The organism is Marinomonas vulgaris (genome assembly GCF_018145875.1).
Taxonomy (GTDB): domain Bacteria; phylum Pseudomonadota; class Gammaproteobacteria; order Pseudomonadales; family Marinomonadaceae; genus Marinomonas; species Marinomonas vulgaris.
In genome coordinates, this window is the sequence record NZ_JAGSSV010000022.1 from 1 (window position 1) to 19,373 (window position 19,373).

At 48.9% G+C, this 19,373-nt stretch carries 1 protein-coding gene (running past one end of the window); it reads right to left on the bottom strand.

Features of this window, described 5'->3' with window-relative positions; translation table 11 throughout:
- The coding region annotated (locus J9B83_RS13145; protein WP_211537296.1) for an LEPR-XLL domain-containing protein crosses the window boundary (this coding region is incomplete at its 3' end): on the bottom strand, positions 1–19,373 show 19,373 of its 40,586 nt. 21,213 nt of the annotated region lie beyond the right edge of the window.

Here is a 19,373-nt window from a genome sequence, read left to right on the forward strand (position 1 = left end):
GTGCTGCTGTCCGTCGCATCGCTGGCAACACGGCTCACGGTGGTCGTTACGTCGCCAATGGTCAGACCATTGATTTCGGTGACGAAAATTCCGTCTGCCTTCGCGCTGGCCGCTAAGGTACCGACCGCGGTGTTGAACACGTTGGTGCTGATGCCAATGCCGCTGCCTGCGGTCATCATTAAGCCGTTGGCGGTGATCAAACTATCGCCGTCGATGTCCAGGATGTCAGTGCCGGCAATGAGATTCAAACTGCCTGCGCCCAGGTTAACGATCTCGGTCGTGATGTTGCCAGAAGTCGCTTCAAGACGCGCATCGCTGTTGTTCGTGGTGATGGTCGCGCCGTTAGACATGGTCACATTATTGGCCGCTAACACATAGACAGTTTTCGCTGTGCCTGTGGTGTTCAGTGCTGCATTGAGCAACACGTCTTGACCGGCGTTCAAACTGATGTGGCCTGCGCTGCTGGTCACGTTGGCGTTCAAATTCAAATCAGAACTTGTGCCATTAGCTTTCAACAAGACATTGCCAGACGCCGCGATGCCGTTACCTGCATTCGTACCCGCATTAACCGTTAAGTCACCCGCCGTTACCGTGATCACCAAGCCACCATTGCCGGTGGTAACAAGATCTTCTTGCGTACCACTGGTTGCTGTGCTGCTGATTGTTGCATCGCTGGCAACACGGCTCACGGTGGTCGTTACGTCGCCAATGGTCAGACCGTTGGTTTCCGTAACGAAAATACCGTCGCCTGCTGCGCTGGCCGCTAAGGTACCGACCGCGGTGTTGAACACGTTAGTGCTGATGCCAATGCCGCTGCCAGCGGTCATCATCAAACCATTGGCGGTGATTAAGCTGTCGCCATCAATATCATTAATGTCTGCACCGGCAATGAGATTCAAACTGCCTGCGCCCAGGTTAACGATCTCGGTCGTGATGTTGCCAGAGTTCGCTTCAAGACGCGCATCACTGTTGTTCGTGGTGATGGTCGCGTCGTTGGACATGGTCACATTATTGGCCGCCAACACATCGACAGTTTTCGCTGTGCCAGTGGTGTTCAGTGTTGCGTTGAGCAACACGTCTTGTGCGGCGTTCAGGCTGATATGCCCTGCGCTGCTGGTCACGTTGGCGTTCAGAACCAGATCCGCTGCCGTGGTGGCTAGCAAGACATTGCCAGACGCTTTGACTTCATGACCAGAAGCTACCGTTAAGTTACCACCAGAAACCATGACCAATTGTGCTCCACTGGTCAGGCCAGATTGTGCCACGTCTGTCGTTGAAGTAGTGACACCACTCGTGTTCATTGTGCCAATGGTCAAATCAACGCTGCCAACGCTGATGCTGTCAGTTTCCGTTATAAAAGTGCCTGTGCCGCTTACTGTGCTGATGGTTGCTACTGTGGTGGTCAAGTGACGATCACTTGTGCCAATGGCATTTTTAGCATTCAAACGTAGGTTAGTCGCCGTGACGTTCATGGTGCTGCTCGCGGCATTAATGATGCTGCCGGTATCTGCAACCAAGCTCACGTTATCTGCCACCACATTACCCACTGTTAGGTTGGTGGCGGCGTTCAAACGCGCTGAGCTGTTGGTCGCTGTAACGGTCGTGCTTCCTGCTATCGTCAGAGCACCAGATTCAGCGTCTAGGGAGATGGTGCGACCGGTTGATGAAATATCAGCAGAAACACTAAGATTAGTCTTCGCATTTAATACGATATCGCCCGCGGCTGTGGTCACACCCGATAGTGTCGAAGTTACAGGACTCGCAACACCACTATTATCTATTGATTTCACGTCTACCGTGACTGAGCCTACTGTCACTGAGCTGGTATCTCGGACGAATACACTACCATTAGCCGAGTTAAGTGCCCATGTAGTAACGGTAGTTTCGATCGCGTTGCTGCCTTCACCCATACCCTCATGCGCATTAATAGACAAGCCTTTTGCGATCACGTTGGTGCTCGTGACTGGTGCTTGGTTGTCCAGTATTTGGCCTTCGGTGCTGTTCAGCGCCACGTCGCCAGTAGTGCCAGCGTTGATCAAGCTTAGGTTGATGTCATTCACCGCGTCTAGGCGTACATCACCACCCGAGGTGGAGATGCTTGAGCCAGAGGTCATGGTGATTGCGTTTCCAGCTTGAGCGTAAACCGTTGTGCCTGTGGTGGTAATTACACCCGCAAGACCTGACAATAAAATGTTTCCTGAGTCAGTAACGCCCTCTTCTACGGTCGCGATTAGATGGATATTACCTGTTCCACCGACCACTTGACCTTGTATATTGAGGTTGCCTTCACCCGCATTCAGCAAAATAGAACCTGATCCATCTGCGTTAATCGCTCGATTATTAGCTGAAGAAGTACCTTTATTAACTGTTAAGCCGTTGGCTTCAATCACCACCGAACCACCAGATGTGGTCGTCACATCTTCTTGAGTTGCATCGGTTCTCACTGAATCCGTCACGGTGCCATCGGATTTCACTAGGTTAACGCTAATGGCTGCGACGGTATCAATGGTTAAAGCATCGGTTTCGTTGATAAACACACCGTTGACTCGTGAACTCGCGGTGAGTGTGTTTACGGTGGTGTCGATGGCATTTACAGCAGAGCCATCGTTGCCTATACCCACTGTCGCGTTTAGACGTAATGTGTCGGCAATAATGTCTACATGGCTATCGCCACCATCTAAGATGCTGCCAGCCACCAGGCTGATATCACCCGTAGTGCCCGCATTTAAGCTTGATATGGTTAGGATATTAGAGGCTGTTGACGCACCTGTAGGTTTAGCTGCATAACGGATATTGCCATTATCGGTTGTTGTCTGAGTGCCATCGGCCATGGTGATCGCTCGCCCAGCCAAGACATCAATGGTGTTGCCTGATGTTGTCGTACTGACATCGGCGTTTTGCAACACGTCTTGACCCGCATTCAAGCTGATGTGCCCTGCGCTGCTGGTGACGTTGGCATTCAACGTCAAGTTGGAGGTTGATCCGACTGCACTTAACAACAAGTTACCGGTTGCGGTAACCGCGCCGCCCGTTGCTGTTGTAATGCTTTCTGCAGCAACAATCACAAGGTTACCGGCGCTGTTGAGGTTGCTTTGTGCGTTATCAGCTGTCGCCGTTAATGTGGTGCCATCGGTGCCAACTTGTTGGACGTTAATCGCGTTTAAAGTACCGACTTGCAGAGCATCTGCTGCGGTGATGTACAAGCCACCGGTTCCTGTGCCTTTCACGTCTGCCGCCAATGTCGCCACGTTCAGCTTTAGGTGATTGGTGCTAGTACCGGCGCCATTTCCATCGGCGGTTCCTGTGGTCACGATGCGTAATTCATCGGCTGTTAGGTTATTAGTGTCACCGTTAGCATTGGTGATGCTGCTGGCGCTTAAGCTGATATCGCCCGCTGTGGTCAGTTGACCCAGAGCAAGCGTCGTATCTGCAACATAACGGATATTGTTCGCACCGCTGGCCACCGCGCCATCTTTCATGTCGATCGCATTGGCTCGGACATCGATCGTACCTGCACCCGTTGTCGTCATGTCACCGTTGGCGTTTTGAGTGAAAGTATCACTGCTCACTACGCTGATATGACCGGAGCCTGCGTTTAATCCCGCATCCAGTGTGATTTGACCAGTGACATTCAGAAGCACATTGCCGCTGCCTGTCGCTGTTACGCCCGCTGACCCGTCAGTGCCATCATTGACCGTTAAACCACCTGTGTTAACCGTTAGCACGATTGCGCCATCGGCTGTTAGGTCTTCTTGAGCACTGTTTTGATCCGCCACACCCGCTTGTGCGTTCACACGGCTGACGTCGAAGTCAACAGTATTAACAATAAGCGTGTCGCTTTCTGTGACAAACACACCACCGGCACCCGCTTTAGCGGTTAAGGTCGCGACTGTAGTATCGATGTGGTTTGTACCAGAACCGATAGCAGCACCTGCCGTCATGATCAGACCATTTGCGGTGATGTTGGCATCCGTTGTATTGGCCGCATCAACGATAGAGCCTGATGTTCCAGTGATCAGCGCAACGTTGCCCGTACCGGCAGTAATAGTGCGCAGCGCGATACCATTAGTTGTCGTATCGTCAGTCGCATTGGCATTATTCGCTTCTAAACGAATATTACCGTTGTTACTGGTAATGCTCGTTGCAGCCGCCATGGTGATGTCGTCACCAGCTTTCAGGTCAATGGTTTGATTCAGCGTTGTCGCACCGATGTTCGCGTTGACCAAGATATCTTGGCCTGCTTCCAAGCTAGTATGGCCAGCCGTGTTGGTGACCGTACCGCCCAAGGTCAAATCAGAACTCGTGCCATTGGCTTGCAGCAATAAATTACCAGCTGCGCTTACAGTTCCACCGTTAGCAACCGTTGCTGTTGTAATGCTGCCTGCAGCGACAATAACAAGGTTACCGGCGCTGTTGAGGTTGCTTTGTGCGTTATCAGCTGTCGCCGTTAATGTGGTGCCATCGGTGCCAACTTGTTGGACGTTAATCGCGTTTAAAGTACCGACTTGCAGAGCATCTGCTGCGGTGATGTACAAGCCACCGGTTCCTGTGCCTTTCACGTCTGCCGCCAATGTCGCCACGTTCAGCTTTAGGTGATTGGTGCTAGTACCGGCGCCATTTCCATCGGCGGTTCCTGTGGTCACGATGCGTAATTCATCGGCTGTTAGGTTATTAGTGTCACCGTTAGCATTGGTGATGCTGCTGGCGCTTAAGCTGATATCGCCCGCTGTGGTCAGTTGACCCAGAGCAAGCGTCGTATCTGCAACATAACGGATATTGTTCGCACCGCTGGCCACCGCGCCATCTTTCATGTCGATCGCATTGGCTCGGACATCGATCGTACCTGCACCCGTTGTCGTCATGTCACCGTTGGCGTTTTGAGTGAAAGTATCACTGCTCACTACGCTGATATGACCGGAGCCTGCGTTTAATCCCGCATCCAGTGTGATTTGACCAGTGACATTCAGAAGCACATTGCCGCTGCCTGTCGCTGTTACGCCCGCTGACCCGTCAGTGCCATCATTGACCGTTAAACCACCTGTGTTAACCGTTAGCACGATTGCGCCATCGGCTGTTAGGTCTTCTTGAGCACTGTTTTGATCCGCCACACCCGCTTGTGCGTTCACACGGCTGACGTCGAAGTCAACAGTATTAACAATAAGCGTGTCGCTTTCTGTGACAAACACACCACCAGCACCCGCGTTAGCGGTTAAGGTAGTGACTGTAGTATCGATGTGGTTTGCACCAGAACCAATCGCAGCGCCTGCCGTCATGATCAGACCACTTGCGGTGATGTTGGCATCCGTTGTATTGGCCGCATCGACAATAGAGCCTGATGTTCCAGTGATCAACGCAACGTTGCCCGTACCGGCAGTAATAGTGCGCAGCGCGATACCGTTAGCTGTCGTATCGTCAGTCGCATTGGCATTATTAGCTTCTAAACGAATATTACCTTTATTGCTCGTGATGCTCGTTGCAGCCGCCATGATGATGTCGTCACCGGCTTTCAGGTCAATGGTTTGATTCAGCGTTGTCGCACCGATGTTCGCGTTGACCAAGATGTCTTGGCCTGCTTCCAAGCTTGTATGGCCAGCCGTATTGGTAACCGTACCACCCAAGGTCAAATCAGAACTCGTGCCATTGGCTTGCAGCAATAAATTACCAGCTGCGCTTACAGCTCCACCGTTAGCAACCGTTGCTGTTTCTATGCTACCCGCGGCAACAATTACAAGGTTACCGGCGCTGTTGAGATTGCTTTGTGCAGCGTCAGTTGTCGCCGTTAATGGGGTGCCATCGGTGCCAACTTGATTGACGTTAATCGCGCTCAAGGTGCCGATTTGCAGAGCATCTGCTTCGGTGATGTACAAGCCACCTGTGCCTGTGCCTTTCACGTCTGCCGCCAGTTTCGCTACGTTCAGTTCTAGGTGATTCGCACTGGTACCTGCGCCATTGCCTGCATCAGTTCCTGTGGTCACGATGCGTAATTCATCGGCTGTTAGGTTATTAGTGTCACCGTTCGCATCGGTAATGCTGCTGGCGCTTAGGCTGATATTACCCGCTGTGGTCAATTGACCCAGAGCAAGCGTGGTGCTTGCCACATAACGAATCTTGTTCGCACTGCTGGTCACCGCGCCATCTTTCATGTCGATCACGTTAGCTCTGACATCGATCGTACCTGCACCCGTTGTCGTCATGTTAGCGTTTTGAGTGAAAGTATCATTACTTACCACGCTGATATGACCGGAGCCTGCGTTTAATCCACTGTTCAAATCTAGGTTACCAGCTACGGCCTGCAAGCGAACGTTGCCGGTTCCCTCTGCATTAATCGAACTATCGGTTGTTGTCGTGCCGCCATTGATCTCTAGATCACCAGAAGTCACCGTGATAACCAAAGCACCGTTGGCGCTGGTGATTAGGTCTTCTTGAGTGCCGCTGGTTGATTCGCTGCTGGTAGTCGCATCGCTTGAAACACGGTTCACAGTCGTCGTTACGTCGCCAATGGTCAAACCACTGGTTTCTGTGACGAAGATACCGTCGGCTGCTGCGCTGGCCGCTAGTGTGCCGACTGCTGTGTTAAACACGTTGGCACTGCTGCCGATGCCGCTGCCTGCTGTCATCATTAGGCCGTTGGCCGTGATTAAGCTGTCGCCATCGATATCAGTAATGTCTGCACCGGCAACTAGATTCAGGCGGCCTTCAGTACTTCCAGTACCTACAGAGATGATCTCTGTGGTGATATTGCCTAACGTGGCTTCAATGCGTACATCACTGTTGTTCGTGGTGATGCTAGCGCCATTAGACATGGTCACATTATCTTCCGCTAAGACATCAATGGTTTTATCTTCTGCCGTTGCACTGATAGTTACATCGGCCTTTTGCAACACGTCTTGACCTGCATACAGGCTGATGTGCCCTGCGCTGCTGGTGACGTTTGCGTTCAATGTCAAGTCAGAAGTCGAACCGCCTGCACTTAGTAATAAGTTACCGGCTGCGGTAACCGCGCCTGTTGTCGCTGTGGTCGTGATAGAACCCGCTGTGGCTACCAACACAAGGTCTGCGCCAGACGTTACGTTCGATAGGCTGGCATCTGTAGAGACAGAACCTGTGTTATCTGAATTAACTAGTGTGCCGTCTGATTTGACTAGACTGGTGCTGATAGCCGTCACTGCCAGAGACAGGTCTGTTTGCTCAGTAATAAACAGCCCACCCGTCGTTGCTTCGGCCGCTAATTGAGTCGCTTCAAGTGTCAAATGACGATCAGATGCGGCGATAGAAGTGGCTGCTGCCAAACGTACCGTGTTGGCATATAAATCGATGCCTGTATTGGCATTTGCTCCAGCATCCAGTATCGCCCCGGCGGTACTGATCAAGCTGATCTCGCCCCAAGTAGTTTGCGATGTCAAAGCAGGGGCACCAGAACCACTGCGATCCGTTTCAGCGCGTGCATCTAACTGCCCTACTGTGATGTTACCTGTCGACGCTAAACGAATTTGACCTTCATTCGTGGTAAAGACAGTGCCGTCTGCCATGGTTAGGGTGTTATTCATGCCACTTACTTGGACGTTAATGTCTCCGCTTGTACCACCTGTGCCCGTTGTGACATCGGCGTCTGCGGCAAAGTCCATTAAGCCATTGGCTAACAAACTAATATGACCCGTTGCCGTGCTAATAGCTTGATCGATATCCAGTGCGCCATTTTGTGCTTGCAGCAAGATATTGCCGTTGCCCGCGACGCTCAGTGCTTGCGACAAGGTTAAGGCGCCTTTTATCGCAATGAGAACGACATCGTCGTTAATTGCATCGCTGGAATCCGTTGTTACCGTTGCGCCATCTAAAGCTGAGCCCGCTGTGGTGCTAGCGGCGATGCCTGTTGCAGCCACACGTTGTACGACCACATCATCGACGCTAGATAGTTCCAGTGCTGTGCTGTCGGTGACGTAAATACCGCCTTCAGCAACAGACAAAGCCATGTTTTGCACTTCGGTTTCTAGATGATTTGCACCTGCACCGATGGATTCACCGGCACTCATACGTACGCTGTTCGCAAAGATATCAACGGCTGTGTCGCTGTCAGCAGCCGCGTCTGTAATGGTGCCGCTTGTCGCGTTGACCGCTAAAGAGCCCCAAGTAGCCTGACTCGTTAGGGTGGCAGGGTTCGCATTACGATCCGCAAAGGCTCTAAGGTCTACCTTACCCAGTGCCACGCTGGTCGCGGCATCAAAGCGCGCATTACCGGCGTTGGTTCTTACGGTGGCGTTACTTGCCATGGTGATCGCACCAGAGGTTGCCAGAATATCAATGGTTTGACCGGCCGCTAAGGTGCTGATCAAAGACGCATTAGTACCATTGCCCATGATGACCGAGTGTTGTGCCAGTAAACTAATATAGCCCTTTGTTGATTGAATAGTGTTATTGAGCGTGAGGTTTTTATTCATACCTTGCGCATCAAGACGAACGTTGCCCGTTGTGCCGGTAGTGATGATATTACCGGCCGTCGTTAAACCACCGCCGGTCATAGTTAAGACCACATCGCCGTCGGTGCCGCTCATATCGATGCCGCCGCTTAACACGCTTAAATCGGTGCTTTCTGTAATGAATAGGCCACCGTTATTCGTGTTGGTTGCCGTCAAACCACCAATTTGTGTTTTCAGCGCGGTACCAGATTCACCCATGCCGTTATCGGCAGTCAAAGTGACGGTCGCCGTTTCACCTGATAAGTTGTACGTGCCGTTAAAGCCTGATGTCGCGTGGATATAACCCGTTTGACCGACACCTGTACCTGCAGTGTTACCCGCGGTTAAGCTGATCGCGGTTTGGGCATTGACTGTGCTTAGGGTAATGTTTTGACCGGCGGTGTACGCCACCGAGCCGGCATTGGCGTTGGTTGTCACGCCGTCAGCCATAGTGATGTGCGTGTCTGCCGAAAAGGTAATTAAGCCACCCACACTGGTCACATCACCGCTTTGTGCGATATTCGCAGACTGAGAAGTCAGTGTGATGTTACCTGCGCCCGTTGCACTGATGATTCCCGCATTGCTGTTGGTAATCGCCCCATCGGCCAATAAGGTAATCGCACCAGTCGTTGTGGTGATCACCTGATTGATCGTGATGGTCTTGCCGTCGTCCACACGCTTGTAGGTACTGAGTGTCGGGTCTTGCCCAGAAGCATTGGCGCTACTGGAAGCAACTAAGGTAACCAGTCCAGACCCAGAGCTGATTATGCCAGACCCAGCACTGGCTGAATCCAATACGGTAATGTTGCCATTATCCGTACTGATCACCATATCACCTGAACCAGACGTACTTGTTTGATGGAGACGTTTAATGGACAAGTCACTGGTCACATCTTTTGTATCAATGTAGGTATCAAACGCTTGCGTATGCACGCGGATATCACCGTCGCCCGTGTTAACCACATCTAAGGTGTTGATCGCGGTCCACCAAAGTGATGCACCATCTTCGGCTGTTACCGTTAGGTTGTTAGCAATAATAAGTTCTTGTGATTCTGTGTCAGAAGCGTTACTTGCTTGAGTGATCAAGCCAGATTCAGAGTACAGAGTAATATTGGATAACGCCGTATTGTTTGCATTAGACGCTTCCATGGTGTTGGTAATGGTGATGTTGTTCACCGCATCTAAGGTAATGTCACCCAATACTTGTAAGACAAATTCCTTATTGGAGGAGTCTTCTACTGTAATATTGCTGCCGTACACTTCCAGCGTGTCTCGCAACGTAGGTTGCTGAGAGGCGTTCATAGCACCAATACGTATGTTACCTGACCCGTCTTTCGCATGGCCGTCAACATCCTGATGGCCAATGATGATCTTCGTGAAGCCATCGGCAAACGCTTGAATTTCAGTGTTATCAATATTGAGGGTATTGGATGTAACGCTTGAAGGTGGTGTACCCAACTCAATACCATAACCAATGTTTGCCGTACGCAAGGTCACCGTGCCCGTGCCAACAATGGACTCTTGGCCGCCTATAAGGCTGATTTCATTACCCTCCACCAGCATATTGCCACCACCAACTAGATTGACGCCTTCCTTAAACACGACGCTTTCAGCGCCATAGATGAGTAAACTACCACCGTTGTTCAATGTGATCGCTTGATTAAAGGTCACTGTACCTTTTGCATAAATCACCAAGTCGCCATCCACTTTGACCTCTTGGTCAAAAGCAACCGAATTAGCGAACAGGCCTTCACCAAGGCCTCTAATTGTCAGTTTTTCCAGAGCATCGGTGTTACCGACTTTTGTAGAAACAGTAATGTTCCCTGGTGCTTGAAGCACTAGCTCATCGTTAATGCCATCTGCGTTACCATTTAAATCATGGTTTAAAGAAGAGCCAATTTGCATCGCGCCAGAACCGTCAGAACCTGCCGTCATCACACGCTCAGAATCTGACAATGAACCAACAACCTCTACCGAGTCTCCGATAGTAACGTTGTCTGTGGCACTGGTGTCTGCCGCCAACACATAGGTATGCCCAGACCCATCGACGATCAAAGACGAGTTGCCGTTCAGAATAAGATTGGAGTTAACATAAATTTTACCGCCTGCTATAGGGTTACGTAAAATCAAGTTATCTTGCACTACAACATCGGCACTGGTGCCAGTCTCATCGCCAATGTAGATAATACTACTGGAGTTATAGTCGCCTACAATGATGTCTGAGAAACCATCTTGTAAGCGACCAATCTCTGTGTTGTCTAGGTGTAACAATTCGTTCTCTGTAAAGGAACTCGTTGCAGTCAAGTCGCCCAATAAAATGGCACGCTCCGTATCGACTGTTTTAACCGATAACACAGCACCCGAGGAACGAATATCTTCGGTAATTTCTAGGGTATTCGACACAAGAGAGATATCGTCACCACCCGCATCGACTGATGCAGAGATAGTTTGACTGCCACTTAAAGAACGAATATCGGTTGAGCCACCCTTTGAGCCGGTGGCTTTGGCATCGGTAACGACTGCCACTTCACCTGTAGCAAGGATGGACACATTCTGGCGCTCGGAGCTGGATGCTGTGACTTGCGCCGCATCGATGACGATCGCCATTGGGCTATAAGTAAAACCGGATACTTGTTGTCCAATTTGTTCTTTAGCCGTCATTATTAACTGACCACCAGTCTGCAAATAAGCCCCACCAGCATTACGCAACACTTGATTGTTCGCTAAGTGATTGGCCACTTGATAGGCTTCAATTTTAGCCGTGGTGATGGCACCCGTTGCTGTATCAACAACAAACTTACCGTTTGACAGCGCCCACTCAATTTCAGAGTCAAAATTTGCTCCGACCATGCGCCAGTCAGTGTTCACTAAATAGTCTTGATCATTCAAAATCGAGCCAGCAGGGGTAGACAAGCGAATGTCACCCAAACCGTTCACTCGTATGCCCGCACCCAAGGTGATGTTGCCGCCTTCTGCGGTAATCGCAATGGTGTTGTTGTCTGCAGTGATAGTGCTGATGTCAGCTTGTAAATTCACTGTTGAGGCTTCGCCCGCCGCATATAAGGTGATTGACCCTGTGCTAGCGGTGATGCCATTTTCAAGGATTTGCATCGAGCCATTTAGCGTGCTGATGTCAATCAAACCGTCTGAGCTTTGTGCTACTTTGCTGATGTCTAACGCTGAGGTATTTTCTAATTGAATGTTCCCAGCTGAGCCTGAGTTGGTAAGATCCAAGCTGGCGACGTTCATTTCAATCGTATCGCCAGAACCCACACCATCAGCCGCTGTAACGACTAAATTAGCATTGGCTGCATTGATGTCTAATTGACCATCACCACTGTCGATCACGGCACCGCCCGCATCGATGGTGAAATCACCTACATAAGTCGTGCTGATTTTACCCAATGTAATATCGCTATCAGCCGTTAAGCTGACTTGACCAGTACCGGCTTCAACAATGGTTTGATCGTCCATTGTCAATGCACCTGTGCCAGCGTCCATGGTTAAGGCACCTGATACCGAGCTAATGTCTGCATCCGCTGACAACACCAAATCACTCGCCGCTGTCAGGTTAATCGCCCCATCAACAGAGCTGATTGTATTATTTAGATTAATTGCACCCGCCGAGGTGTTAAGCGTTAAGCTCGCCTCACCTGATAAATCTAACGCGCCGTCAAAGGTAATGGCACCGGTGGAATTAAGCTCAACGGCTTTGCCACCGTTGGACAAGGTGTCGACGATGACTTCGCCAGTATTGTTAAGGCTCACAACACCGGAAGTGGTAGTGACACTTAAACGATCAGTATTAATAGTACCCGTTACAGCACCACCCGCTTCAATGGTCATGTTTTCCATGGCCGCTGCAGTTGGGTTTGCAAATGTGACGGTACCAGTGGCTTTAATGGTGAGTTGACCACCATAACCGGTAAAGCTGTTGATGGTGATATCGCCGTCAACGTCAAGCAACACATCGCCACCTGCCAAATCGAGTTCAGAGATCACTAAATCACTTGATTGAGTAACGGTGACATTGCCCGAACCGGTCATTTTGATGGCTAGATTGTTCACATCTGTAGTGATGGTCAAATCGTTTTTGGCTTCGATGTCTAGGCTGTTGGCCGTGACTAAACCACCAAGCGCTACCCCGCCCGTGGCTTTTAGGTTCACTGCGCCACTGCCAACATTGATGGCTTCTACAACCACTAAATCCTTATCTGCAGAAGTTGTGCCTTTATAATGACCAGCGCTTAAGTTGATTGTCTCGTTTGAAGCTGGGGTAGTCGGTAATCTCACAACAGACAGAGAGCCTTTCGCTTCCAACGCAAAGTTTCCAGCAGAGCGCTCTGGTAAAATCAATACGTAGTCGCCATTAATTGACGAAGTCGCTAGATTCTCAATCGTCACACTGGACGTTAATGTGAATGGCGTATTATTGGCATCGGCGGTTAACGTTAAGGAATGGGCATTGGTGTCCGTTGCCGTTACGGTAGCCACAGCATCAGTATCAGCATCAATTTGATTTTTAAGGCTGGTTAATATGCTGTCCCATGTTGAGCCGCTAGCATTGTATGTGGTGGTGCCAAGCGTTACCGAATAGGTGATAGCCGTTGAAGCACTGCCACTAAAGGTGACGCTAGACTCTTGTTTTTGTATGCTGCCTGCCGTTTGTTGGGTGGATGCGGCTACGACAGAGGATACGGTATTCACCACAGTACGCTCTACAGCCACACCAACGATGTTGAATGCCGTGTTAATCTGATCTGCAACCACAGTTAACACACCATCAACGTTGGACGCTGTTACACTGGTATTGGCGCTAGACTCGTTTATCGCAGTGACGAGCTTATCAATCATGGTCGATTGGGTATCGCCCGATACCGCCGTTACCGATATGGTGGCTAAGGTCGTGTTGTCCGCATTTTGAAGCTCGAAGTTCAGTACATCGCCCGCAACAATTGGTTCGCTAGCGTTAAAGGAGAGTTCTTGTAATTCCGTGGCACTCAAACCCGCTGCTTGTGGCGCAGAAGCTACCGCCAAACTAGGGTCAAATTTCCCCGCTACCTCAATCACGAAATCTTGATTATTGCCTTTACTGATCAGCAAGGTGCCAGCATCGTTGTCTGGCGTCACAGTAAAGCCATCTGACTCCATAGCTGTTACTAATAGAGTAAGAATATTCGCTACTGTTGCGCTTTCAGATCCAAGCGCGCTGTAAACCGTGCCGTCTATAATAACCTGATAAGTTTTTGTCGAATCAATAGTTGTATCAAAGGCCACTAAGGATAATTGAGGCTGGGATGCCGTAGCGGTTTGTAAGCTAATGCTTTGGCCATCAAAAGTGGTTGCGACTCCGCTTTGTGCACTCAAAATACCATTGAGCTCAGATAAGCTGTCTCCAGCTGGTAATTGCGCGTGTTTAACCGCCACATTCGACGCCGAAGTAAAGCTCGACTCCCCAGCTTTCGTGACAATCGTTAGGGTGCGTGCCGACGCATCAACACTGATGCTGTCTGTATCAAATTTATCGTTCGTGGCAATGAGAGACTTAAATTGGCCTAAAACGGAACCCCAATCTGCCGTCACAGCTGGATCCCCTTCTCCTACCACCACAGAATAAGACTCACCCGCTACCTCAATTTGATATTGATAGCCCATTTTTGGTGAAACATCACCGAAGGTAATAACATCTGTTTGAGAAGTAGCCGTAGATGAAGTTGCTACCGGCGTATTACCCACCGCTCCTGCCACACCTGTCGGTGTTACTTCGTTGCCATATACAATGTAAGTTGAACCATTCAACTCAACGCTATAAACAGCATCGTCGCTCACCTGGCTTGGTTGTTTCACTATGCTGGTCAAGGTAAATTCTTGGTTTTCAGTGTTCGCCGTTAGCGTCAGTGTGCGAGTATCAGTATCAAACGTAATATTCGTCTCACCAAACAACGAATGCGAACTGACTAATAGTGCCTCCAAGCCATCCATAACATCAGTGAGGACATCACCACTTTGTGCTACATAGGTAATCGTTTGTGCCTGATGGAGCACTGTCTCTGTATCGTTTGTTGCAGTGACATCACTAAAGCTGAGGGAGTATTCGGTTCCTGCTGTAACGGTATGAACCGAAAAAATCACTTCAGATTGCTGCGCTTGCAGATTTCCTGCTTCCGTTACCACTACTGGACCGTTAACCATATACTCGGTTAGATTTTGATTTTCCGTTTCAATCACACTCGGTGAACTCAATGTGAAACTTTGATTTAATTCGCCAGTAACATTAATTTCATTCGTAGTTGAGTTAACCGTCGCCGTTAGAATAGAAGCTTGAGCTTCTAGTTTATAAGCCAACGCATTCATTAAGCTGGTCAAACTAGCTTCAACAACGTTGTCATTAACATTGTCATTCACGGCAACTCTGATTTCTTCACCGTCAAGCATGACTGAGAATTGCGTGCCAGCCACCGGCGTGTAAGCGGCACTAAAGCGCAACTTACTCTCTTGGGAACGATCGCTTCCCGCTTCCTGAATAAGCTCTGTTGTCGTTGAACCACCTGCGCCGCCCGCATTGGCCAAGCCAGTAGTGGTTTGCGTTGTTTTCGAACTGGTAATGCTGTTACCGGAAGAGGTAGTACGCACTTCAATGGAGGTATTTGTGCCCTTGTCTGAAGCAGAAACTAGTTCTGTGTAATTCTCAGAACCAATGCCTTGGCGTAACACGACTTTATAAGCAAAGGCATCCGCATCGACGTTATCATAAGCTAACTTGTTGGCTGTGACGGTTGGTGTTCCTTCATCCTGATCAACAAAAGCCTCCCACCCACTATCACTGTCAGAACCCTGCTTAACACCCTCGATAGAAACAATAGCAGGCAACTCATAGATGGTGCCTTTTGCATCTAGCGTGATAATGCCTGACGACTTGTTGGCGCCTTCAATTGTTGCCGCTTCAACGCTATCGATGTACAGGTTTTTACCCGCTTTTAGCGTAATGTTGTCACCAGAAGCGGTGTTTTGTACATCTCGCACCCACATGTGACCGCCAGAGGCCACGGTGATGGCACCATCACTGGCTTTCATCGATATAACAAACAGGTCATCCGCCTCACTAATGCTTATGTCACCAGCATTGGTTGACGCGATATCGATACTGTTGACCAATGTATTGGCTTGAATCGCATTACTAGCGGTGATTGATAAATGATCTGCAATAAATACCGATGCACCGTCGGAGCTAATCGAGTCGGCACTAATTTGCATGTTACTTTCTGCACCAACAATGCCACCTGTTACGCTCAAAGTACCACCAATATCTAAAGTGACATTTTGTGCTGAATCATAGTCGCTTAAGCCACCAATAAACCCACTTAAAGCCCAGCCTTCAGTCAAGCCCACATAAATATCACGTAGCGCTCTCAATTCGAAGTTTGTCGCATTAAACGAGGTGGTATTAATGTTGATATAACCGGTATCTTGGCTGCTAACAGTAAGGTTTTCGATACCAACGCCATTCACATCAGTGACTGAAATTAAGTTAGAGCTGCCTTTGGCCTGAATAATCACGGTGCCTATTTCGTCGCTGCCTGCTTTAGCAACAATATCACCACTAATAAGAACGTCTTTTTCTGATATCAGCTCTAAATGATCTTTGACTGTGATAGTGCCATCAATCGATAACACTTCACCGGTTTGAATGATGATGGAGTCTGACGTTAAATCACCTGGCAATTGGCCTTGCTTATTACCATCGGTTAATTTATCGCCGTTTTCAGCAAAAGTGGCAGCTGTTGTGCCAAATAAGAATTTCTCACCCGCTCGATATTCCATCGACTCAGGCGCATTAAAGAATTGGTATAAGTCAACTGTGCCTGAAACAGCGCTAAAGCCAATGCCCTTGGTGTAATCAATCCCTCTGCCTACTTCTGGGTTTTTAACTTGGATGTTGCCTGTTTGACTTTCCAAACGCACATACTCTCCACGAGTAAGCGCAGCGCTATCGACGATTAGATTGTTCTCAGCAATGATTTCCACACGGCTGTTATTGTTGAGACTGGTGTATGCATTTAAAACAACCAAACCGGCTGTTTTTTCAAGGTTGCCATCCATTTCGGATAATAAAATATGCCCATTAGTCGTGTTTGCATCCAACTTATTGAGCGCTACTTCTAAGCCTTCAATTCCCGTTGCCGCAGAAATATTGAGGCGTTGAGCGACAATATCAACACCCTCGTCGCTAGAGCCTTCGGTGATTGACCCTATGGTAGAGGTTAAATTAACGATACCGGCAGAGGCGGTGTTAGTTAAGTTTACTGCCTCCCCAGCTACATTTTCGATCGTGCGCGTTTCGCCCGCTTCAAGGTAAATACCTGCTACCAAAGCATTCACGGCAATATTGCCATTGGCTTGGATAGTGACATCGCGACCAGATTTATTTGACTGAAGCGTCAGGCTGTCTACTGTTACCGCTCCGGTGGTGACCAGTTGGTAAGAACCGTCCATCACTTGGGTATCAAACACGGTGAGTGCTCTATTACCTTGAGACATTTGGTCTTGAAACAAGGAAACATCACCCGTGCGTGTCGTTTTAATGCTGACTTGGTTGACATTGGTGTTCAATACAATCGGCGCCATGGCTTCAATGATCAATTGATCAGCGAAAATATCCGCCGAACCCTCTGCGGCACGATTAACCGTACCTTGCGCATTAATAATCACGTCGCCACGACTTGCCGTAGTGATGGTACCAATAGTCACATCGGCATTAATGGCTGTATCTGAGTTCGTATCGTAAGTCGTCAGGGTGATGTCGTTACGATCTGATGTGCCGAGCGCGGCAACACGCGTTACATTCAAGACGCCCCAGTTCGTTACCTCGATTGCCCCGTCGGCGACTTGAACTTCGTTAAGCGTCAATGTGCCTTTGTTTTGCATGGTAATGTCGCCAGAACCCGTCAACTCTAAATTCGCTTGCGATATCTGAGTGTTCAACAGCATCGCATTATCCGCTACGGCATTTAAAGTATGCGCAGTAATCAAGCCTTGTTTACTTGCCGTGACTGTTTGCTCAAAGCGCCCTTCTACAGCAGATATAGTCACTTCTGACAAAGCGCCACCCGCTGTCAATGCTGATTGATCAAGCGTGATGTGCCCACCGTATACACCGGCCGTTAATTGAATGTTGCTGTTATCTGCTGTGGTGGTTAATTGCGCATTAACATTTGCGGTAATATCACCATCTTTAGACGTGCCTTGACCCGCTTTTAATTCGATTGAGTTATCCGCCAGTATACTGGCTTGCAAGGTCATGTTTGCCCCTGCTGATGCGCTGACTGTTAATGTGTTTTGAGTTCCGTCATCGGCATTGGCCTCTGTTCCGATCTGCCCAAGCAATGTCATGTCTTTCGCAGCATTTAAGTCTATATTAACTGCTGTTAAATAAGCCGCATCGGAAAAGAGAACATTGTTGTTCAATGAGGTAAGCGTTAAATCATTGCCTGCCGTTAGGGTAACCTCTGACTCAAAATCCGCCCCAGTCGGCTTAATACCTTTTACTTGTAATTGACCTTGACTGGAAACCGTCAAATCATTATCGGCTGCCATTAAACCGGTCAGTGTGGCTTTTCCACCTGCTTGAATAGTGATATTGGCCGCTTCGATTGAGTTTCCGGTAAAGCTTGCACCAACACCAGTCACATCTTGTTCACCGACAATAGAGCTCGTTATGGTTTGATCTGCAGTAATTTCTTTCGTTTCCCACACGGTTTGATCTTCAAACGTGGTAACCATTAGATCTTGAGTTATTTCGGCATAAACCGGCATTTTTTCATAGAGCGTTGTGGCGTTATAGACCACTTGATAGCTTGTTTGAAGACGTTGATCATAAATATCATGCCACTCAGACGTCCAATCGTAGTTATAATCTGTAAAGTCTTCTTTTACGTTTGCACTTAATTCTTTACGCATCCGCAATTCTGCGCGAATACGGTCACCCGACCCTGAATCATCGTATTCCACTTTTACTTCAATTTGGCTGTACCCTTGAGCGATATAACTATCAATTTTGCTCTTAGTTATGTTTGGCCCATAGTTGCCAGACTTGCTCTTCGATTCGCGGTCGTGTCCATTCCCAACCATAATAGCTGTCTCAAGACGATTATCGTTTTTCCAACTGCCTTGGTCATAGATGGTTGTCCACCCGAACCTAGGTACATCTTTCTCATCATCGTAATCACCCCAGTTAGAGCCATCATCATTATCAACACGTACCTTGCTTTTATAATTCCAGCTTGACCAGTATTTAAATTCGAAGGCAACCTCTTCATGAGTTTGCGCGTCGCCATCTTGGATTAACGATGAGGTGTCGGTTTCTAACGCGGTGAGGTAATTTTCAACTGCGTACAAGTCATCGGTATAACGTCCATTCTGATAAGGGTTAGTTTGGTCTGTCTCTAAATTACTAGTCTGGAAAAACCAATTTGGATCACGGGCCATAATATTGATGTCCGCATCGGTGCGCCCAGCAATGTCAAATGCACGTTGACCATCAAGACTATAGCTTACCTGCCATAGAGCCTCACCCTGATCATCATAGTCATGCGGCTCATTGTAACCGCTAGGATAACCATCTACAGGGAAGTAATAGTCTGACTGTATTTGCTTGTAGTAGACACCAGCCAAATCTTGATATTGCCCTACATACTCCCCCACAGTAACATTTTCAGAAAGGCCATCTAAATCAGTAGCTGACGTCCAATCCCCATTGGATTCACCATCACGTGTTGTATCGCCGGTTAAGTAGAGTGGATCACCTTGACTGACAATTCGAGAAATATCGTCATAGGCGCCCGTTTGCATGTACACGTACTTATCTTGCCAGCCGTCTACTTTAACGTGGAAGTAGTCTTTGGCATCATTTTGCCAGTCAGG